16 protein-coding genes are annotated in these 19778 nt (G+C 65.1%); 8 read left to right on the forward strand and 8 right to left on the reverse strand.

What is annotated here, in order from left to right:
- Positions 1-668: GntR family transcriptional regulator (locus SE91_RS05495; RefSeq protein WP_061850983.1), on the reverse strand; the 668-nt coding region annotated here is incomplete at its 3' end.
- 150 nt (positions 669-818) lie between these two features.
- Between SE91_RS05495 and tcuA the strand changes: the two genes are divergently transcribed.
- The 4 genes from tcuA to SE91_RS05510 all read left to right on the forward strand — a co-directional run bounded on the left by tcuA (position 819) and on the right by SE91_RS05510 (position 4110).
- Positions 819-2210 (forward strand): FAD-dependent tricarballylate dehydrogenase TcuA, encoded by a 1392-nt coding sequence (gene tcuA, locus SE91_RS05500; protein WP_061846855.1) that lies wholly within the window; start codon positions 819-821, stop codon positions 2208-2210.
- Positions 2197-3303: a tricarballylate utilization 4Fe-4S protein TcuB gene (gene tcuB, locus SE91_RS05505; protein WP_061846856.1), complete on the forward strand. Its 1107-nt coding sequence runs from the start codon at positions 2197-2199 to the stop codon at positions 3301-3303. The genes tcuA and tcuB overlap by 14 nt, the downstream gene beginning before the upstream one ends.
- Before the next feature lie 71 nt (positions 3304-3374).
- Positions 3375-3533 (forward strand): DUF5993 family protein, encoded by a 159-nt coding sequence (locus SE91_RS36910; protein ID WP_197489425.1) that lies wholly within the window; start codon positions 3375-3377, stop codon positions 3531-3533.
- Between the two features lie 25 nt (positions 3534-3558).
- Complete coding sequence (locus SE91_RS05510) at positions 3559-4110, forward strand: disulfide bond formation protein B (protein WP_156489468.1); 552 nt, start codon at positions 3559-3561, stop codon at positions 4108-4110.
- Positions 4111-4154: 44 nt separating this feature from the next.
- Here SE91_RS05510 and SE91_RS05515 read toward each other — a convergent pair whose 3' ends face one another.
- Positions 4155-7559, reverse strand: coding sequence for an acyl-[ACP]--phospholipid O-acyltransferase (locus SE91_RS05515; RefSeq protein WP_061846858.1), 3405 nt, complete (start codon positions 7557-7559; stop codon positions 4155-4157).
- 678 nt (positions 7560-8237) lie between these two features.
- Between SE91_RS05515 and SE91_RS05525 the strand changes: the two genes are divergently transcribed.
- On the forward strand, positions 8238-8867 hold the full coding sequence (locus tag SE91_RS05525; RefSeq protein WP_082813670.1) for a TetR/AcrR family transcriptional regulator: 630 nt from the start codon (positions 8238-8240) through the stop codon (positions 8865-8867).
- 5 nt (positions 8868-8872) lie between these two features.
- Here the strand turns inward: SE91_RS05525 and SE91_RS05530 are convergent, their stop codons facing one another.
- The 3 genes from SE91_RS05530 to SE91_RS05540 form a co-directional block, all read right to left on the reverse strand.
- Complete coding sequence (locus SE91_RS05530) at positions 8873-10186, reverse strand: GGDEF domain-containing protein (protein WP_061846860.1); 1314 nt, start codon at positions 10184-10186, stop codon at positions 8873-8875.
- Positions 10187-10529: 343 nt separating this feature from the next.
- The gene (gene pncB, locus SE91_RS05535) at positions 10530-11834 is read right to left on the reverse strand and encodes a nicotinate phosphoribosyltransferase (protein ID WP_060736837.1); all 1305 of its coding nucleotides are present in this window, start codon (positions 11832-11834) and stop codon (positions 10530-10532) included.
- 82 nt (positions 11835-11916) lie between these two features.
- Positions 11917-12843, reverse strand: a complete 927-nt coding sequence (locus SE91_RS05540; RefSeq protein ID WP_061846861.1) for a LysR family transcriptional regulator — start codon at positions 12841-12843, stop codon at positions 11917-11919.
- A gap of 93 nt (positions 12844-12936) precedes the next feature.
- On the opposite strand from SE91_RS05540, the gene pcaH reads away from it, so the two are divergent.
- Both pcaH and pcaG read left to right on the forward strand, forming a co-directional pair.
- Positions 12937-13719, forward strand: a complete 783-nt coding sequence (gene pcaH / locus SE91_RS05545; protein ID WP_060736836.1) for a protocatechuate 3,4-dioxygenase subunit beta — start codon at positions 12937-12939, stop codon at positions 13717-13719.
- A gap of 3 nt (positions 13720-13722) precedes the next feature.
- The gene (gene pcaG / locus SE91_RS05550) at positions 13723-14349 is read left to right on the forward strand and encodes a protocatechuate 3,4-dioxygenase subunit alpha (protein WP_061846862.1); all 627 of its coding nucleotides are present in this window, start codon (positions 13723-13725) and stop codon (positions 14347-14349) included.
- 20 nt (positions 14350-14369) lie between these two features.
- Here pcaG and SE91_RS05555 read toward each other — a convergent pair whose 3' ends face one another.
- The gene (locus SE91_RS05555; RefSeq protein ID WP_061846863.1) at positions 14370-14981 is read right to left on the reverse strand and encodes a LabA-like NYN domain-containing protein; all 612 of its coding nucleotides are present in this window, start codon (positions 14979-14981) and stop codon (positions 14370-14372) included.
- A 288-nt stretch (positions 14982-15269) separates the two neighbouring features.
- On the reverse strand, positions 15270-16184 hold the full coding sequence (locus SE91_RS05560; protein ID WP_061850987.1) for a helix-turn-helix domain-containing protein: 915 nt from the start codon (positions 16182-16184) through the stop codon (positions 15270-15272).
- A 50-nt stretch (positions 16185-16234) separates the two neighbouring features.
- Here SE91_RS05560 and pobA point away from each other — a divergent pair, with 50 nt between their 5' ends.
- Positions 16235-17407 (forward strand): 4-hydroxybenzoate 3-monooxygenase, encoded by a 1173-nt coding sequence (gene pobA / locus SE91_RS05565; RefSeq protein WP_061846864.1) that lies wholly within the window; start codon positions 16235-16237, stop codon positions 17405-17407.
- 209 nt (positions 17408-17616) lie between these two features.
- Here pobA and SE91_RS05570 read toward each other — a convergent pair whose 3' ends face one another.
- Positions 17617-19767: an adenylate/guanylate cyclase domain-containing protein gene (locus SE91_RS05570; protein WP_061846865.1), complete on the reverse strand. Its 2151-nt coding sequence runs from the start codon at positions 19765-19767 to the stop codon at positions 17617-17619.
- Between the last annotated feature and the right edge of the window lie 11 nt (positions 19768-19778).

The following is a 19778-nucleotide window of genomic DNA, read 5'->3' on the forward strand; positions in this document are numbered from 1 at the left end:
AGCTTGAGCCGGCAACGCAGCGCCTCGCGAATATGCGCGCGCGCGAGCAGTTCGGCCTTGTCGCCGTTGCGCGCAGCGATCGCATCGATGATCTTCCGATGCTCGCCGTGACTGGTCGTCGGGCGGCCCGCCACGGTGAAGGTGGTCGGGCCGAGCAGGGCGATCCAGTCCTGCAATTCCCGCGACGCATTGTCGAGATAGCGGTTGCGGGCGGCACGGCAAATGGCCTCGTGGAAGGCGCGGTTGAGCCGCGCCATCTCGGCGGCGTCAGTCTCGGACGCCTCGACAAAAGCCTGTTCGATATCCCTGAGCGCATCGATCTCCGTGGCAGAGGCGTGCTCGGCGGCGAGGCGCGCGGCGGCGCCTTCCATGATCTCGCGCATGGCGTAGAGCTCGAGCACCTCGGAGATGTCGAGATTGCGCACGATCAGCCCGCGGCCGCCGGCGGGCTCGACGAAGCCGCGCGCGGCGAGGCGCCCCAGGGCTTCGCGCACCGGCGTGCGGCTCACCTTCAGCCGCTGCGCGACCTCTTCCTCGCGCAGGCGGTCGCCGGCCCGGTAGCTGCCGGCCTGGAGCGCTTCGCACAGCGACCGGAACACGGCTTCACCCAGTGCGACACCACCACCGCGCGCGAGCGATCCACCTGCTTTTGCCGGGCGTCTGGCCATGATCCCTCGATGCGCATCCTGCCCATGCAGAGACGCCGCTTGCACGGCTTATGTATATCTTTGTATACAAAAGTACGCAATGTCGGACATGACTGGATTGGGGCTGCTGACGGAGAATGTCTCTAATTCGCGTGCCATCGGGCAGACGACATGAATAACAAGTACGATGTCCTGGTGATCGGCGGCGGCAATGCGGCGCTGTGCGCGGCGATCGCGGCGCGCCGCAGCGGCGCGTCGGTGCTCGTGCTCGAAGGCGCGCCAAAATTCTATCGCGGAGGCAACACCCGCCACACCCGCAACATGCGCTGCGCCCATGATGCCGCCACCGAAATCCTCACCGGCCCCTATACCGAGGAGGAGTTTTGGGAGGATCTGCTGCGCGTGACCGGCGGTCAGACTGACGAGGTGCTGGCCCGTCATATGATCCGGGAGTCCAAGGACATCCTGAACTGGATCGTGGAGCAGGGCGTTCGCTGGCAGCCCTCGCTCGGCGGCACGCTCAGCCTCGGCCGCACCAATTCCTTCTTTCTCGGCGGCGGCCGGGCGATGCTGAACGCGCTCTACCTCACCGCGGAGTGGCTCGGAGTCGAAGTCGCATACGATGCCGAAGTCATCGATCTCGTGATCGAGGACGGCATGTTCCTGGCCGCACGCCTCAAGCGGCCGATCAACGGCGAGACCGAGATTCGTGCCACCTCGCTGGTCGCGGCGGCCGGCGGATTCGAGGCCAACATCGAATGGCTCAAGCAATATTGGGGCGAGGCCGCCGACAATTTCCTGATCCGCGGCACGCCCTATAACCGCGGCTCGATCCTGAAGATGCTGCTCGACAAGGGCGTGCAGGAGGTCGGAGATCCCACCCAGTGCCATGCGGTCGCGATCGACGCCCGGGCGCCGAAATTCGACGGCGGCATCATCACGCGGCATGACTCCGTGGTGTTCGGCATCGTCGTCAACAAGCACGCCCAGCGCTTCTACGATGAGGGCGAGGACATCTGGCCGAAGCGCTACGCGATCTGGGGCCGGCTGGTCGCGGCGCAGCCGGACCAGATCGCGTACATCATCTTCGACTCGACCGTCGTCACGAGCTTCATGCCGACGCTGTTCCCGCCGATCGCCGGACAGACGGTGGCCGAGCTTGCCGGCAAGCTCGAACTCGATCCGGCTGCTCTGGAAAAGACCATCGCGGAGTTCAACGCCGCGGTGCGGCCCGGGACCTTTGATCATACGATCCTGGACGACTGCGTGACCGAGGGCATCACGCCACCCAAGACGCACTGGGCGCGCAAAATCGAGACGCCGCCTTATCTCGCCTATCCCGTGCGGCCCGGCATCACTTTCACCTATCTCGGCACGCGCGTGAACAAGGAAGCGCGGATGCTGATGGCGGACGGCAAGCCGTCCGCCAACATGTTCGCGGCCGGCGAGATCATGGCCGGCAATGTGCTCGGCAAGGGCTATGCGGCCGGCATGGGCATGACCATCGGCAGCGTGTTCGGGCGGATCGCGGGGCGGGAAGCGGCAAAACATGCACGGAACTAGAATCCTCGACGAAGCCGACCGTCTGATGACGGTCTGCAATTCCTGCCGCTATTGCGAGGGCCTGTGCGCGGTGTTCCCCGCCATGGAGATGCGCCGCGCCTTTTCCGACGGCGACCTCAATTATCTCGCCAATCTCTGCCATGGCTGCGGCGCCTGCTATGTCGACTGCCAGTTCTCGCCGCCGCACGAGTTCAACGTCAACGTTCCGAAGACGCTGGCGGTGGCGCGCGCAGAGTCCTATGCAGCCTATGCCTGGCCGCGGGCGCTCTCAGGCACATTTGCGCGGAACGGCCTCGTCATCAGCATCGTCGCTGCACTCAGCATGGCCGCGTTCATCCTCGGCTTCGCGGCCCTGAACGACCGCAGCGTGCTGTTCGGCGTGCACACCGGCCCCGGCGCGTTCTACAAGCTGATGCCGCATAATGTCATGGCCGCGCTGTTTAGTGCCGCCTTTCTCTATGCCGTCTTTGCGCTGATCATGAGCGTGCGCGCCTTCTGGCGCGACATCGGTCCACCCGTAGGCGGCCGCGCCGACGGCGGCTCGATCGTCCAGGCGATCCGCGATGCCGGCGAGCTGCGCTATCTCCATGGCGGTGGCGTCGGCTGCTACAATGAGGACGACAAGCCGACGGACCGGCGCAAGCTCTATCACCACCTGACCTTCTACGGCTTCCTGCTGTGCTTTGCCGCGACATCGGTCGCGACCCTCTATCATTATCTGCTCGGTCGCGAGGCGCCGTATCCGTGGTGGGACCTGCCCGTGGTGCTGGGCACGCTCGGCGGCGTCGGCCTCATCGTCGGGCCGATCGGCCTGTTCATGGCAAAGATGCGCCGCGATCCCGCGCTGCTCGACGAGTCCAGATACGGCATGGATGTCGGCTTCATCGCCATGCTGTTCCTGACCGGTCTCACGGGCATGGCGCTTTTGCTCCTGCGCGAGACCCCTGCAATGGGGCCGCTGCTGGCGCTGCATCTCGGCGCGGTGTTCGCGCTCTTCATCACCATGCCCTATGGCAAGTTCGTGCACGGCATCTATCGCTTCGCGGCCCTGGTGCGCTATGCGCAGGAGCGGCGCAGCGAAGCCGGCTCTTGAGGGCCGTGCGGCGCTGACGTATCTCTTCGCCCGTTCGCGCTGGACGCGAATCGCGCAAGGAGCCCGCGCTCATGTACATGTTTCTCCCCTTCTTGCTGGCGCTCGCAGGCTGCTCCAGCGTCTGGCGTTCGCGCGCGGGACTCAGCTATGGGCTCTGGACCGTGACGATCGCCGTCACTGTCGCATGGTTCTTCCATCACGCGACCGATCCGCTGAAGTTTTCGTTCTGACGGCGTCGACATGGGTCCCACAGCGATGAGCGAACACCGATCGGTCGGCACGATCCTGAACATGCTGGGGCTGCTCGGGATCTCCTCGGTTCTGGCGGTCGCGTTCTATTATCAACTTGCGCTCGGCGAATTGCCGTGCCCGCTTTGCCTATTGCAAAGGGCCGGCTTCATCGCGATCGGCATGGGCTTCCTGTTCAACCTGCGCCTCGGCGAACGACGCTCGCACTACGCGATGATCCTCATAGCTGGCGTCATCACCGGCTTCATCTCGTTGCGGCAGGTTTCGCTGCATCTCGCCCCCGGCGATCCCGGCTACGGCTCGACGCTGTTCGGGCTGCACTTCTACACCTGGGCGCTCATCGCGGCCGTCGGCGTCGTCTGCTATGTCGCGCTCGTCTTCGTTCTGAAGGATGTGGCTGGCGAACGGGACGGAGATGCGACGATGGGCGGGCCGGCGTCCAACGCGGCGTTCGCGATCTTCACCCTGCTGGTCGCGGCAAATCTCCTGTCCACCGTGCTGGAGTGCGGCGCGGGCCAGTGCGAGGACAACCCGGTCCGTTATCTTCTGCTCAAATGATGGACCGTCGCATCAGGCATATGCCGGTGCGACGGTCGTAACCCTTACGCCACCTCGCGCTCCGGCGGGGATGCCTGCTCGCGGGCCATCGTCGTGGCCGTGACATAGTCGGTCTTGCCGGTGCCGAGCAGCGGCACCTTGTCGACCACCATGATCGTCGCGGGCACCGTCAGCTCGGACGCGCCGATCGCCTTGGCTTGGGCCTGCATTGCGCTGCGCTCGGCGTTCTTTTCGGTCGTCAGCAGCACGATACGTTCGCCCTTGCGCTGGTCGGGGATCGAGACGGCGACGGAGGCGGCCTGCGGCCACAGCGACGCAGCGATGGCTTCGACTGCCGACAGCGAGACCATTTCGCCCGCGATCTTGGCAAAGCGCTTGGCGCGGCCCTTGATGGTGATGAAGCCGGCCGCGTCGATCGCGACGATGTCGCCGGTGTCGTGCCAGCCTTCGGGCAGCTTTTCGAGCACGCCGGGATTCTCAGCCCTGAGATATCCGAGCATCACGTTCGGTCCGCGCACCGAGAGTCGGCCGCCTTCCTCGATGCCGGGGACCGGATCGAGGCGGCTTTCCATCAGCGGCGAGAGGCGGCCGACGGTGCCGGGACGGTTCGCCATCGGCGTGTTCATCGCCAGCACGGGCGCCGTCTCGGTGACGCCGTAGCCTTCGAGAATGCGGATGCCGTAGCGCTCCATGAACACTTGGCGGGTGCGGTCCTTGACCGCCTCCGCGCCGGCGATCACGAGGCGCAGGGTGCGGAAGTCGTAGGCATGCGCCGAGCGGGCATAGCCGGTGAGGAACGTGTCGGTGCCGAACAGGATCGTGGCGCCGGTCTGGTAGATCAGCTCGGGCACGATCCGGTAGTGCAGCGGCGAGGGGTACATGTAGATCGGAATGCCCGCCAGCAGCGGCATCATCATTCCGCCGGTCAGCCCGAACGAATGGAACACCGGCAGCACGTTGAACACCTTGTCATTGGCGTTGGCATCGACCCGCGCCAGCGCCTGCGCCGCGTTGGCGAGGATGTTGCGGTGGGACAGCACCACGCCCTTCGGCGTGCCTTCCGAGCCCGACGTGAACAGCACCACGGCCGGATCGTTGGCCTGGCGGGCGACCCGCGGCGTCGTGCCGGCGAGCAGGCCCTTGATCTTGTCGGCGATGCCGATCGAGGCGCGGACATCCTCCAGATAGACCACGCGTGCCTCTGCGGCGATCGCGGTCATCAGCTTGTCGAGCTTGCCCTTCTCGATGAAGGCTTTTGAAGTCAGCACGGTCTTGACCTGGGCGGCCTTCATGGCGGCGAGGACGTTGACCGGCCCGGCGGAGAAGTTGAGCATTGCCGGGACGCGGCCGCTATTCTGCAGCGCCATGAAGACGACGGCGACACCCGCCGAGTTCGGCAGCAGCACGCCGACATTCTCGCCGGCCGCGGTGCCGGCCTCGAGCTTGCGGCTCAGGACCTGCGCGCCGAGGATTAGCTTGCGATAGGTCAGCTTGGTGCCGAGCGCATCCTCGATGATGACCTTGCCGGTGTCGCGGTCGCGATAGGCGTGGCCGAGCGCTTCGAACAGGGTGTGATCGAGCATGGCGTTCTTGACCATCGCATCGATCATCACGTCCTGGAGTGCGGCGCCCGCGGCGTTGCGGCGCGCCTTGCCCTTCAGCGCCGGATCGACCGGCAGCTTGACCGGCGGCAGGATGGTGACCGTGACGCGCGGGAACCACGAGCCCTTGACCTGACTGCTGTTGAGATAGCTGAGATGCGAGCGCTGCGCGCCTTCGATGCGCACCGGCACGACCACGGCGTCAGCCTTGTCTGCGATCATCGCGGTGCCGTCATAGACCTTCATCAGCGAGCCGGAGACGGTGATGCGTCCTTCCGGGAAGATGACGACGGGCTCGCCCGCGGCGACGAGCTTGATCAGGTCGCGTGCGGCGAGCGGCTTGCTCGGATCCATGGTGTAGTGCTTGACCGCGCGCAGGAAAGGCTTGGCCCACCAAGCCTTGGAGATGCCGGTATCCACGGCAAAGCTGGCGTCGATCGGCAGCACGGCGTGCAGCAGAGGGCCGTCGATCAGGCTGACATGGTTCGGCGCGATCAGCATGTGTGTGCCGGCCGGGGGCAGGTTCTCGAGCCCGCGAACCTCCGTGCGGAACAGTGCGCGGAATAGCAACCCTCCGGCATCGCGCACGCCTTCCTTGCCCCATTTGGTGAGGACGAACCACACCGCGCCGAAGCTGGCGACGCCGAGGCCGAAGAAGATCCAGCCGACATGCAATCCCGCCGCCTGCAACAGCGCGACGAACAGCGAGCCTGCCACCATGAAGGCGGCCTGCAACACGTTTCCGGCGGCGATGATGCGGGCGCGTTCGGACGGCACCGACCAGGCCTGGACGGCGGCAAAGGAGGGCACGACGAACAAGCCGCCGCCGAAGGCAAAGGCGACGAAGTCGGCCAGCATGCGCAGGCCGGCGAACGAGGTCGCGAAACCGACCGCGGTGATGTCCTGGCCCTTGGCGGTCACGCCGATGGCCCAGGCCAGATCGAGGCCGGCACAGCCCATGATGATGGCGCCGATCGGCACCAGCGCGAGGTTCGGGCGAACATGGCTCAGGCTGGCCGCGAACAGCGAGCCGATAGCGATGCCGATCGCGAAGATCGCAAGGCACAGCGTCACCACGCCCTCGGTGCCACCGACGACATCCTTGACCAGCGCCGGCAGCAGCGACAGCACGATCGCGCCGACCAGCCAGAACCAGGAGACGATCACGGTGCCGTCCCACAGCCGGTGATCGGCATGCAACGTCTTCAGCAGGCTCACCGTCGAGGTCCAGGGATTGGCATCGACGCGCAGGTCGGGTGCCGAGGGCGTCGTCTGCGGAATGCGGGCGGCGAACGCCCAGGACAACAGCGCCAGCGCGACCACGGCCGATGCGACCCAGCCCATATGGGCGGAGCCGGCCACGAACTGGCCGCCGGCGACGGTGCCGAGCAGGATGGCCATGAAGGTTGCGCCTTCGACCAGCGCGTTGCCGGTCGCGAGTTCGCCGAGCTCGAGCTGGTCCGGCAGCATGGCGTATTTCACGGGGCCGAACAGGGCGGCAATGGTGCCGAACAATGCGAGCGCTGCGAACAGCAGCGGCACCGAATGCAGGAAGAAGCCGGCCGCGGCAAAGCAGGCGGCGAAGATCTCGACGAATTTGAGCCGCCTTGCGACGACGGATTTGACGTATTTGTCGGCGAGCTGGCCGCCGAGACCGGACAGGATGAAATAGGGGAAGATGAAGACGGCGCCGGCCACCGTCACCAGGGCATCGCCGTGGCCGGTCGCGGCACTGTAAAGCAGGATGATGACAAGTGCGTTCTTGAGCACGTTGTCATTGAGCGCCGAGAAGAATTGCGCCCAGAACAGCGGCGCGAAACGGCGTGACGACATCAATTCCCTGATCATGACTAGTCCTGTTTGTAAAAGGCAGCCTGAGGTTCGTTACGGTGTCTGTGGAGCGTCACGACCGGAAGGATATGGGACGAACGAATGCCAGTGCGGCGGTGGTCACCGGCTGCTGTGTCCCCTCGATCCCTCTGATCCTGTTGGTCTCCATCCGGTCTCGTTAGGTTCGCAAATATCTGGTCGCGGCCGCCGTCCGGGCGGAAGGGTCGTGCTCGGCGGGGTATCGCGTGGGGCGATGAGGAAAAGCTAAACCGCATCGCCAGGACTCACGAGATCGGCTGCGAATGTCCGGAGATGGTAATTCCTTCCTTGCAACCGGATCTTGCATTCAAGTCGATCGGAACGTGGCAGCTGTGCGCCTCAGGTGAGATGGGCGAGGTGGCGAAAGGGCGAGAAGCGGCCGAGCAGGCCGAACCGGCGGCTCTCGTGGCGCGCACGGGCACGGTTGGCTCGCCACATCCGGAAGGTCGCCCGCCGCTCGGCGAGCACGCCGGCGATGTCGCAGGCATTGGCGATCCGATCAATCGGGGTCACGGCGAACCTCAGCAGGGCCCGGCCGAGGCCGGTCACGAGAGCGGTGGCGTCATCGACGAAGGTGAAGGCGATATCAACAGCAAGGGTTTGCATTTTGCAGGTCTCCAGGTTAAATTGAACAATGTTCACATGAGTAACTTGAAAATGAACAATGTTCAAGAAGAATCGCTGCGGGAGCAGAAAAAAAATCGGCGGCGGCTCCAGATCGTGGAGATCGCCCGCGGCATTATCTCATCTAAAGGATTGAGATCATTGAAGGTTCGTGACGTCGCGGACGCCGCCGGCTGTTCGGTCGGCAGCGTCTATAACGAGTTCGGCGACTTCGACGGGGTCATCCTGACCGTCAATCGGGAGACGGTTCAGGCGCTCACAGCGCAGCTCCGCGCCGTTCCTGCCGAGGATCCCGTCCGCCAACTCTATGGTCTTGCCGCGACCTATCTCGACTTCTTTGCAGGCCACGCCAACCTGCTGCGGTCGCTGTTCGAGCACCGGATGGAGGACGATCGTCCCTATCCGGACGACATCCTCCAGATGGTCATGGATGCGTTCGCGCTGATGCATCCACCCCTGGTGCGGCTATTGCCGGACGCGGATGACGTGAAGATCGCGCTGCTGTCGCGCACGCTGTTTTCCGCGGTGCATGGCATCATCTCACTCGGCCTCGAGGAGCGCATGGTGGCCGTGCCGCCGCAGATGCTGCACCAGCAGATCGAGCAGTTCGTCGACGCCCATCTCGCCGGCCTCGGCATTTTGCCTCTGCGGCGTCCCAAGTGAGCGCTTCAGCCTCGCGCCGCGACGGCCTCGCGCGGGCGTGGCGCCACGACGACGACCTCCGCTCGTCCGCGATCGACCTGAACGCGGTTGCGTCCCTTTTCCTTGGCGCGGTAGCAGGCGGCATCGGCCCGCCGCATGGCATCCTCGAGCGTGATGCTGCGGTCGGCGATGCAAGCGACACCGATGCTGGCGGTCACCGCGAAGCAACGATCGTCCCAGGCGAAATTGAACAGCTCGAGTGACCGGCGCAGCTGCTCGGCGAGATCCATGACATCGATCGGCGAGCACTGCGGCAGGATCAGGCCGAATTCGTCGCCGCCGAGCCGGGCCACCAGATCATGCGGCCGCCGGTCCCGTTGCAGCAGGTTTGAGATCTGGCAGAGCAGGCGGTCGCCGGCGAGATGGCCGAAGCCGTCGTTGACGCTCTTGAACTCGTCGAGGTCGAGCAGGATCAGTCCGAGCGGACCGGCCGCAACGTTGTCCAGCTCGCTTTGCAGGCGCGCCTCGAAGGCGCGGCGAATGGCGAGACCCGTCAGCCAGTCGTGCGAGGCCTGCCAGGCCAGGCGCTCCTTCTCGGCATGCAGGGCGTCCTCGAAGGCCTGTCGTTGCTGCACCAGGCGTCGCGTGTGCCAGATCAGAAGCAGGATCAGCATCGCGGCGGTGGCGATGTTGATAAAGGTCAGGGTCACCTTGATCGTGCGGGAGCCTTCGCCGAGCACGGTGGAGAACCTGTTGGCGTGCACCGTGAATTGTGCGTTGAGCTCGGAGAGCCGCGCGGACAGGACTTGCAGGCGTTTGACGTCCTGAATGGGCCCGTTCTGGAGCTCGGACCGGATAACCTCCCCGAACACGCTCAGCTCCAGCAGCATGGGATCGGTGGCAGCCCATTCGCGGATTGCGTCCTGGAGGAAGCTGACGCGGTTGAAGTAGCGAAATAGCCAGATCAGTCCCGGCACGTCCTCGGGATGGTTGCCGCCTTGCAGGAAGCCGATGCGAGCAGCTTCGGCGTCGGCCGGGTCGCGCTCGAGCGCCCAGCGCGCGAACTCGTCGCCGATGGGGACGGCAAGGGAGGCCTGATATTGCGCGAACTGGCTTGGCTCGCCTGAATGCAGGTAGCGGTTGAGGGAATAGACGGCGTTCTTCTGCGAGCGCGACCACAGCGCCTCGCCCGCCACATAGGCACGGACCGACGACATCACCTCGAGGCTGAATCCCGCGATTGCCGCCTGGAGCAGGACGACCATCACGAAAGGCGAGACAAGCTTGATGACGTGAAGGAAGCTGTCGCCCTTCGTCGACGTCGCGGTTCTGCGAAACACCCTGCGTTCCCCAAATCGATCAACGATCCCAACGGAGCGTCGCGCCTGCAACGCGAAGTAGAGCGGATGGTTGCTTAACTCGACCTGAAAAGCGCGGGGGACCGTGCCGGACGGTGAAAGTAATGTGACGTGGATGCGCGCAGATCGTTTCAAATGCCGCGAAATCGCAGTTTGCCCGATATCGGCTAACAATGCTCGTCATTGCGAACGCAGCGAAGCAATCCACACCGTTCAGCTGAGGCAGTCGGGATTGCTTCGTCGCGTCGGCGCAAAATTGCTTCGCAATGACGGCGGATGAGCGCTACACGATCTCCGTCGTCGAGAGAGTCTGGTGTGCTTGCTGCTACACCAGCACCGGCTTGCGCACGCGGCCGGCATCGCCGAACACGCGCAGGTAACGCTCGATCTCCGAGGGCAGGCCGGTCGCCTTTTCCGGATTGTCGGAGAGCTTGACGGCCGGCTGGCCGTCGACCGACGACACCTTGCAGACCAGCGAGATCGGATCGAGATTGAACGAGCCGTCCGGCGCGCAGCCGACGAAATCGTTGGTGAGGTTTGTGCCCCAGCCGAACGAGAGCCGCACCCGGCCGGCGAAGTGGTGGTAGGTCTCCTCGATCGAGCCGACGTCCATCGCGTCGGAAAAGACGAGCAGCTTGTCCTTGGGGTTGCGGCCCTTCTTCTGCCACCAGGCGATGATCTCCTCGCCGGCCTGGATCGGCGGCGCGCTATCGGGGCGGAAGCCGGTCCAGTCGGCGACCCATTCCGGCGCATCGCGCAGGAAGGCTTTCGTGCCGAAGGCGTCGGGCAGCGCGATCAGCAGATTGCCGCCGTAGGTCTGGCGCCATTGGTCGAGGATGCGATAAGGCGCCCAGCGCAATTCCTCGTCGTCCCTGGCGAGCGCGGCCGCGACCATCGGCAGCTCATGCGCGTTGGTGCCGATGGCTTCCAGATCGTTGTCCATCGCGAGCAGCACGTTCGAGGTGCCGATGAAGGACGAGCCGAGGCCTTCCTTGACCGCCTCGACGCACCAGCGCTGCCACAGGAAGCCGTGGCGGCGGCGGGTGCCGAAGTCGGACAGCCGCAGATTCTCCAGCCTGCGCAGCCGCTCCACCTTGGTCCACAGCTTGGCCTTGGCGCGGGCGTAGAGCACGTCGAGCTCGAAGCGGCCGCGGCCCTTCATCGCCGCGCGCGAGCGCAGCTCGTTGAGGATCGCGAGCGCCGGAATCTCCCACATCGTGGTGTGCGCCCAGGGGCCGTGGAAATGCAGCTCGTACTGGCCTTCGACCTTGCGCAGCTCGTATTCGGGCAGTCGGAATTCAGCCAGCCAGCGGATGAAGTCCGCCGAGAACATGTGGGTCTTGCCGTAGAAGGTGTTACCGGCAAGCCAGATCAGCTCCTTCTTGGTGAAGCGGATGGTCCGGGCATGGTCGAGCTGGGCGCGCAGCTCGCCCTCGTCGATGATCTCGGCGAGACGGACATGGCGCGAGCGGTTGATGACCGAGAAGGTCACCTGCTGATCCGGGTAATCTTCCCGAATCATTTGCAACATCAACAGCTTGTAGAAATCAGTATCAAGCAGGCTGCGGATGATCGGATCCAGCCGCCAGCTGTGATTGTAGGTTCGGCTCGCAATGTCGGTCACTGTCATGGGGCGATTTTAGCGTGGCCGCCCCTGCGCAACCAGTGGGTTTGGCGGGATTTAGGTTTTCCGCAGGCGCGGGCTCCGTCGCTCAGGCGGCCGCCGTCGCGGCGACGGTCTCGAGCTGGCTCCTGATCCAGCGATGAGCCGGGTCCTTCTGATAGCGCTGGTGCCAGACCATGAACATCGGCAGCTCGGCCAGCGTTCGCGTGCGGGACGCCAGCGGAATCCGCGCTTGCGCGAAGCCGCGCATCACTCCGGAGGCGAGCAGGCTCGGCATGCTCGCGAGCATTTGCGAGCCGCGCAGAAACGACGGCACGCCGGAAAAGCTCGGCACCGAGATCGCGATGTCGCGGTGGAATCCGCTGGCGGCGAGCCGGCGATCGAAGTCGAGCCGCTCGTTGTCGGTATAGACCACGGTGATGTGGCGCGCCGCGAGATACGCGCCGCGGCCGGCCGGCGCGTTGCGCGCCTTGGCGTCGTAGTAGCAGACGTAGTGATCGCTCAGGAGTCGCTTCTGCACGATGTCGACACCGGACGGCGGCAGTGGCGTGATTAGCAGATCGCAGCGGTTTTCACGCAGCATCGCGGGCGAGGGCGATTGCGAGGGGATCACGCGCAAATTCAGGCTCTTCACTTGCGCGGCGACATGATCGAAGAACCGCGGCAGCAGCAGGTCGCGCTGGAAGTCGTTCGCGGCGACCGTCAGCGAGAGCTGCGCGCGCGGCGGCTCGAACGCAGTGCCACCGGCAAAGCTGCGCATCTCGTCGATCAGGGCGCGAGCCTTGCCGGCCAGCGCCTGGGCATGGGCGGTTGCGACGATGCCGCGGCCGGACTTGGCGAACAGCGGATCGCCTGCGATCCGCCGCAGCTTGTTTAGGGCGTGACTGACGGCCGATTGCGTCAGGCCGAGCCGCGTGGCCGCCGCGGTTACCGAGCCTTCTTCCAGCACGGCGAGGAACAGCTCCAAGGCGTGGCCATCGAGAGCCAAATGATCGATTTCCTTCATGTAATTCATTATAATCGATCTATTTATCTTGAGAATAGATCGTCCCATGATCTCCCGACGAGCCGAGCGCCCGGATGGGCGGCAGAGGGAGAGACAACGCCGATGAACGCCCAGGCGCCAGCCCTGCAGGATCCCCGCCTCAACCGCCCCGAGCCGTTCACGCCGCGGGACGGCGGCTTCTTCCAGCGCGATCGTTCCATCCATCCGCCGGCGCATGCGCCCGGCTACAAATCCTCGGTGCTTCGCTCGCCGCGTCAGGCGTTGTTGTCGCTGGAGAATTCAGTCTCGGAGATCACGGGCCCAGTGTTCGGCCACAATGATCTCGGCCCGCTCGACAACGATCTAATCCGCAACTACGCCAAGGACGGCGACCCCGTCGGCGAGCGCATCATCGTCCACGGCCGCGTGCTGGACGAGACCGGCCGCGGCGTGCCGAACACGCTGGTCGAGTTCTGGCAGGCCAATGCCGGCGGCCGTTACCGGCACAAGAAGGACACCTATCTGGCGCCGGTTGATCCGAATTTCGGCGGCTGCGGCCGCGCGCTCACCGACGACACCGGCTACTACTATTTCCGTACGGTGAAGCCGGGCCCCTATCCCTGGCGCAACTTCGTCAACAGCTGGCGCCCCGCCCACATCCATTTCTCCGTGTTCGGCTCGGGCTTCGCGCAGCGGCTGATCACGCAGATGTATTTCGAGGGCGATCCCCTGATCCCGGTCTGCCCGATCCTGACGACGATCCCGGACAAGGACGCGCTCGACCGTCTCGTGGCGCCGCTCGATCTCAACGCCTCGACGCCGTTCGACTCGCTCGCCTACCGCTTCGACATCGTGCTGCGCGGCCAGCGCTCCACTTATTTCGAAAATCGCTCCGAAGGAAACTGAGCAATGCCACAGCCGCTCAACTACCTCAAGGAAACCGCCTCGCAGACCGCCGGTCCCTACGTCCATATCGGCCTGATCCCGGCGATGGCCGGCTTCGACATCTTCGAGAAGAACTTCTCGAATGTCCTGGTGACGCCGGGCACCAAGGGCGAGCACATCACGCTGGAAGGCAAGGTGCTCGACGGCACCGGCACGCCGCTCCGCGACGTGCTGCTGGAGATCTGGCAGGCCAATGCGGCCGGCCGCTACAACCATCCGGCCGACCGCTCCGCGGGTGCGCTGGAGCAGGAGTTTCGCGGCTGGGGCCGCGCCGGCTCCGATTTCGAGAGCGGCCTCGTGACCTTCGAGACCGTCAAGCCCGGCGCGATCACCGACAGGGCCGGCCGCAAATGCGCGCCGCACGTCAATGTCTGGATCGTCGCGCGCGGCATCAATATCGGGCTGAACACGCGGCTCTATTTCTCGGACGAGGAGGCCGCCAATGCCGCCGACCCCGTGCTCAACCTGATCGAGCCGCCAGTGCGCCGCAAGACGCTGGTGGCTGCGCGCAGCGAGCGCGCCGGCAATATCGTGTATTCCTTCACGATCAATTTGCAGGGGCCGGACGAGACGGTGTTCTTCGACGTGTGAGCGCGGCTGCCGTCCCGGGATCATTCCACCCGGTCGTCGCGATTGATCGCTCCGCGCTGGAGGAATTGCGGTAGCTTGCGCATCTCGCGCGCTACTGGCCGCTCGGCCGGATCGCGGCCCACTTGCGGCTTCAGTTCTGCCAGATCGATGAAGACGTCAGCCTGTCGGCGCAGGTCGTCAGCGATCATGGGGGGCTGAGTGGAAAGCGTGGAGACGACCGTCACGCGGACACCGCGGCGCTGCAACGCTTCCACCATCGAACGGAAATCTCCGTCCCCTGAGAACAACACGATCTGATCGACATGCCTGGCGAGCTCCATCGCGGTTACGGCAAGCTCGACGTTTATGCTGCCCCGCAATTTGCGGCGGCCGGTCGTGCCGTCGAGGAACTCCTTGGTGAGCTTGGTGACGACCGTGTATCCATTGTAGTCGAGCCAGTCGACCAAGGGGCGGATCGACGAATACTCCTGATCCTCGACGACGGTCGTGTAGTAGAAGGCCCGCAACAGCGTGCCTCGGCTTTGGAATTCACCAAGCAGACGCCTGTAATCGATGTCGAAGCCGAGCGCTTTGGCGGTGGCATGGAGATTGGAGCCGTCGATAAAGAGTGCGATCTTCCGAATCGAAGGCATTCTGCTCAAATCCCCAGTTCCGCACGAAAGCCGCCGGTCAGTCGCCGGGGCGCGGTATGTCGACGGCACAACACTCAAGCCGCCGATGGCTTGCTGAAAAAAGCGGCGCAGACGACCGGACAGGTATGGCCGCCTTGCGCCAAGGTTAGGGAGGTCCCATGCCACCAGCGCCAGGGCGCCGAATGCCGCCATGCTAAGGCGGCCGCGCTCCCCGCTCAATTGTACGGAGGTAAAGGGGCGCTATCCAAAGGATGGGACCCTATATACGAAGGTAAGTGGCAGCGAGGTCTATCGCGATTTCGCCGCCTCGCCATGGAGCTGCGCCCGAAAAGCGCGCGGCGATAGGCCTGTGGCCGCGGCATAGACGCGGCTGAAATAGGCGGGGTCCTCGAAGCCGAGCGTATAGGCGATCGTCGAGACCGGCAGGTTGGTGTAGACGAGGTTGCGCCGCGCCTCGCGGATCAGCCGGTTGAGGATCAGGTGCGAGGCGGTGTCGCCGGTCGCCGCCCGCGTGATCCGGTTGAGATGCGTCGGGGTGACCGACAGTGCCCCGGCATAGTCGGCGACGCTCCAGCGCTCCAGATGGTGCTGCTCCAGCAGCCCTTCGAAGCGGCGGAACAATCCGGTTTCCGACGAACCGTTGCCGCCGCTTTCGCTCGTGAGGGCGCGCGCCACCAGCCCGATCATGGCCGAGGACAAGGCGCGCAGCACATGCGCGCGGCCGAAATCGCGCGCGGCGTGCTCGGCAAAGATCTGCTTCATGGTGGTGCGGATCTGGGGCGTGCCGCGCACAACAGCCGATCGCGACAACGCAGCCCGCAGGCCTTCCGCGGCGAGCAGCGTCTCGTCGAGAATTTCCGCGGCGATGGTCAGCACCCAGCCTTGAGTGTCAGGCACGAAGCGGAACCCATGGACATGGCCGACCGGCACGTTGACGATCTGCATCGGCTTGAGCGGCACCACGCGGCCGTCGAGCGTCGCCTCGCCGCCGCCGCGCTCGATCAGCAGCACCTGATGCAGCCGGGCATGGCGGTGCACGGCCAGCGTCCAGTCGTGCAACACCGAGCGCGACGCGATGGTCTCGCAATGCACGACATCGGGCAGATCGCCGGACTCGCCGAAAAGATTGTAGACCCGGATCGCCGGGGCAGGGGCTGCGCTCCTCATGTTCGAATAGTACAAGACAAAGGCGAAACCCTCCATCGGTCCGCGGCGCTGGATCTGCAAAAAAGTGCCGACGGGAGGACGCAAAAATGAAAGTTCAGGTTTGTATCATCGGCGGCGGACCGTCCGGGCTGCTGTTGTCCCAGCTCCTGCATCTGCAGGGCATCGATACGGTCGTGCTGGAGAAATACAGCCGCGAGCATGTGCTCGCCCGCATTCGCGCCGGCGTGCTGGAACACGGCTTTGCCAAGCTGATGCGCGAGGCGCAGTGCGGCGAGCGGATGGACCGCGAGGGCGAGATCCACCACGGGTTCGAAATCGCCCATGACGGCGTGCTCTCCAAGATCGATCTGCACAAGCATTCCGGCGGCAATTCGGTGCTGGTCTACGGCCAGACCGAGCTGACGCGCGACCTCTACGAGGCGCGCGACCGTCTCGGCGGCAAGGTCGTGCACAATGCCGAAGACGTGAGGCCGCACGATCTGACGTCGGACCGTCCCTATGTCACCTATCGCTCGAACGGTGAGACGATCCGCGTCGATTGCGACTATATCGTCGGCGCCGACGGCTTTCACGGTGTCAGCCGCAAGTCGATCCCGAAGGACGTGCTGCGTGAATATGAGAAGGTCTATCCGTTCGGTTGGTTAGGGGTGCTGTCGCGCACCAAGCCGGTGTCGCCCGAACTGATTTACGTCAAGCACGAGCGCGGCTTTGCGCTCTGCTCCCTGCGCTCCCAAGTGCTGAGTCGCTATTACGTCCAGGTGCCCTTGACCGACAAGGTCGAGGACTGGAGCGATGATGCGTTCTGGGCCGAGCTGAAGCGTCGCCTGCCGGCGGACGTCGCCGATCGCCTGATCACGGGTCCGTCGATCGAGAAGAGCATCGCTCCCCTGCGCAGCTTCGTCGCCGAGCCGATGAGCTATGGCCGCCTGTTCCTCGCCGGCGATGCCGCGCATATCGTGCCGCCGACCGGCGCGCGCGGGCTCAACAGCGCGGGCTCCGACATCTATTATCTCTATCACGCCCTGCTCGCGCACTACCAGAACGGCGACGATTCCGGCCTTGCCGGCTATTCCGCCAAGGCGCTCGCCCGCATCTGGAAGGCGCAGCGCTTCTCCTGGTGGATGACGATGCTGCTGCACCGCTTCCCGGACCGGCTCGACTATGAGGATCGGCTGCAGCAGACGGAGCTGGACTATCTGCTGTCGTCCGAGACGGCGCAGCGCCTGCTCGCGGAGAATTATGTGGGACTGCCGTTTTAACGGGATGATCTCGCAGCACGCGATGGTGCCTTTCCTTCTCCCCTTGTGGGAGAAGGTGGCGCGAAGCGCCGGATGAGGGGTTGCTTCAGCGAACTCCACTGCGAGCGGTTCACGCGCGGAAAGGTACCCCTCACCCGTCTCGCCGCTGCGCGGCGAGCCAACCTCTCCCACAAGGGGAGAGGGGAAGGCAGCGCGCTTGGCCGTCGTCGCTACTTACCTTCCAGCGTATTGACCGGCGTCCATTCGGGCGGGGGCGGGTTTGTGGCGAACGCCCGCGCGCGCTTCGCGAACATGGACGAGACAGGATCGATGCTTGCCACTTTCTCGAACGCTTCCGCCGCGGTGGCGAAATTCCTTGCCCGCCAGCAGGCCAGCCCTTCGGCATAGGCTGCGGCCACCTTCGCCTGCAAGTCGCTCTCGGCGCCTTGCTCCGCCATCGGCTCGAACACCCTGATTGCCTCGCCGCGTCCCTGCACCCTGATCGCATCGAGCTCGCGCCAGGCGAACTTGTCGCCGGTCTGCGCCATCGTGGTTTCCGATGCCATGATCGCGGTGGCGTAATATTTGTTGGCGCCTTCGAGCCGCGAGGCCACGTTCACGGTGTCGCTCATGACGGTGTAGTTGAAGCGGCGGCGCGAGCCGATATTGCCGACCACGGCTTCGCCGCTGTTGAGGCCGATGCGATGCGACAGGCCGTGGCCGGCGAAAGCGGGATGGCTGGCATTGAGCTCTGCGAGCTTCTGGTGACATTTCAGTGCGGCACGCACTGCATTGCGCGCATGTGCGGGATCGTCGGCCGGGGCGCCGAACATGGCGACGATGGAATCGCCGATATATTTGTCGACATAGCCGCCATGGGCTTCGATGATGTCGGTCATAGCTGACAGATATTCGTTCATCAGCGTCACCAGCTCGCCCGGGGTCATCGTTTCTGCAATGGAGGAGAAACCGCTGAGGTCGGAGAAGAACATGGTGACGTTGCGCATCTCGCCGCCGAGCGCCGGCATCTTGCCGGATGCCACCATGGTGTCGATCACTTCGGGGGCGAGATAGAAGGCAAAGCTCTGGCGCAGGAAGCGCTCGTCGCGATCGGCCAGCACGAAGCGGTAGCCGATCATCATCGCAAGCGCAGCGAGGCTCGCAAGCGCGGGCTCGGTCAGCGGCAGCGCGAGTGCATGAACGAACGCTCCAACCGCGATAGCGGCGTAAACCGCGGTGAGGCCGAGCCAGGCCATCAGCGCGCCGCCCGGCGCGAGCATGCAGGCCACGCACGCAATGACGAGCGCGAACGCGACCGTGAGAATGCTCCGCGCGGGAAAGCCAAGCTCCGTCACCGCATCGCGCTCGATCAGGTTGCGCACGACGGTGGCATGCACGAAGACGCCCGCGACGGCGCTGCGCGCGCGTTGCGCGGCCCGCTCGGGCGCGGGCAGGGCGCAGCGCGCCCCCGGCGTCCCGTCATATCCGCCGGACAGGCGCATCGAGGTGAGCTTGCGGTCGTCGAAATTGAGGACGCTGCCGAGCAGCACGACCTTGCCGTCGAAGGCGCGGCGGAAGAAGTCGCGGTCGCCCTTCTCGACGCAGGCGCGCAGGTCGGCGAAGGAGAAGGTCGGAACGTCACGGCCCAGCCCACGAAAGTTGAGCGTCAGCGTGTTCGGCACCGCGCTCGGGATGGCATAGCCGGACAGTTCGGTCGCACCCGACGGCGCGATCTCGGGCTTGGCGCCGAGCGCCCGAGCGGCGAGCTCGACGGCCATGGCGGGCACCGGCTTGCCGTCGATGGAGAAACTCAGCGGCATCCGGCGGATGACATCGTCCGCGTCGGTGTGGACGTTGAGCGCGCGAATGTTGGTCCGCACCGCCAATTGCTGCGCGCGGTAGGGCCGCTCCGGATGGTCGTGGCTCAGGATCTCGCCGAGCACCAGCTTGCCGCTGTCGGAGAGCTGTCGCAGCGCGATCAAATAGTCCCGGTCGAACCCCCTCATGCGCGCGCCGAGCGGTCCCTCGCCAAAGGGAATCTCGGATTGCTCGATCGAGCTCGGAAAGATGACGTCGTAGCCGATGACCTTGGCGCCGCCCTCGCTGATGCTGCCGAGCACCCGTCCGATCTCGCGCGTCCAGGTCTGCGTCGGCGATCCCTTGAAGGGCGGCGTGTCGTAGGTCTCGCCGTCGATGGCGACCACGACCACCGGCGACGTCGCGGGATCGCGGCGCTCGCCGACCAGCTTGGCGCGCAGCGCGGTGAGGATGTCGAGCGAGAGGCCTTGCAGCGTCTGGAGCGGTGGAGACGTGAAGATCGCGCCCGCCAGGAGCGCAATCAGCATCGCTGCAAAGATGTCCCGTCCCCCGATCCGCCGCATCGCGCCGTTGC

The sequence above is a fragment of the Bradyrhizobium sp. DOA1 genome, from assembly GCF_001593325.1.
Lineage (GTDB): Bacteria > Pseudomonadota > Alphaproteobacteria > Rhizobiales > Xanthobacteraceae > Bradyrhizobium.

Bases quoted from the DNA above. Each gene is read 5' to 3' on its own strand.
- SE91_RS05560 (WP_061850987.1), bottom strand. From the start codon at position 16,184: ATGGAGGGTTTCGCCTTTGTCTTGTACTATTCGAACATGAGGAGCGCA.
- SE91_RS36910 (WP_197489425.1), top strand. From the start codon at position 3,375: ATGTACATGTTTCTCCCCTTCTTGCTGGCGCTCGCAGGCTGCTCCAGC.
- SE91_RS05515 (WP_061846858.1), bottom strand. From the start codon at position 7,559: ATGATCAGGGAATTGATGTCGTCACGCCGTTTCGCGCCGCTGTTCTGG.
- tcuA (WP_061846855.1), top strand. From the start codon at position 819: ATGAATAACAAGTACGATGTCCTGGTGATCGGCGGCGGCAATGCGGCG.
- SE91_RS05525 (WP_082813670.1), top strand. From the start codon at position 8,238: ATGAACAATGTTCAAGAAGAATCGCTGCGGGAGCAGAAAAAAAATCGG.
- SE91_RS05540 (WP_061846861.1), bottom strand. From the start codon at position 12,843: ATGAATTACATGAAGGAAATCGATCATTTGGCTCTCGATGGCCACGCC.
- tcuB (WP_061846856.1), top strand. From the start codon at position 2,197: ATGCACGGAACTAGAATCCTCGACGAAGCCGACCGTCTGATGACGGTC.
- pcaG (WP_061846862.1), top strand. From the start codon at position 13,723: ATGCCACAGCCGCTCAACTACCTCAAGGAAACCGCCTCGCAGACCGCC.
- pcaH (WP_060736836.1), top strand. From the start codon at position 12,937: ATGAACGCCCAGGCGCCAGCCCTGCAGGATCCCCGCCTCAACCGCCCC.
- SE91_RS05510 (WP_156489468.1), top strand. From the start codon at position 3,559: ATGAGCGAACACCGATCGGTCGGCACGATCCTGAACATGCTGGGGCTG.
- SE91_RS05555 (WP_061846863.1), bottom strand. From the start codon at position 14,981: ATGCCTTCGATTCGGAAGATCGCACTCTTTATCGACGGCTCCAATCTC.
- SE91_RS05570 (WP_061846865.1), bottom strand. From the start codon at position 19,767: ATGCGGCGGATCGGGGGACGGGACATCTTTGCAGCGATGCTGATTGCG.
- pobA (WP_061846864.1), top strand. From the start codon at position 16,235: ATGAAAGTTCAGGTTTGTATCATCGGCGGCGGACCGTCCGGGCTGCTG.
- pncB (WP_060736837.1), bottom strand. From the start codon at position 11,834: ATGACAGTGACCGACATTGCGAGCCGAACCTACAATCACAGCTGGCGG.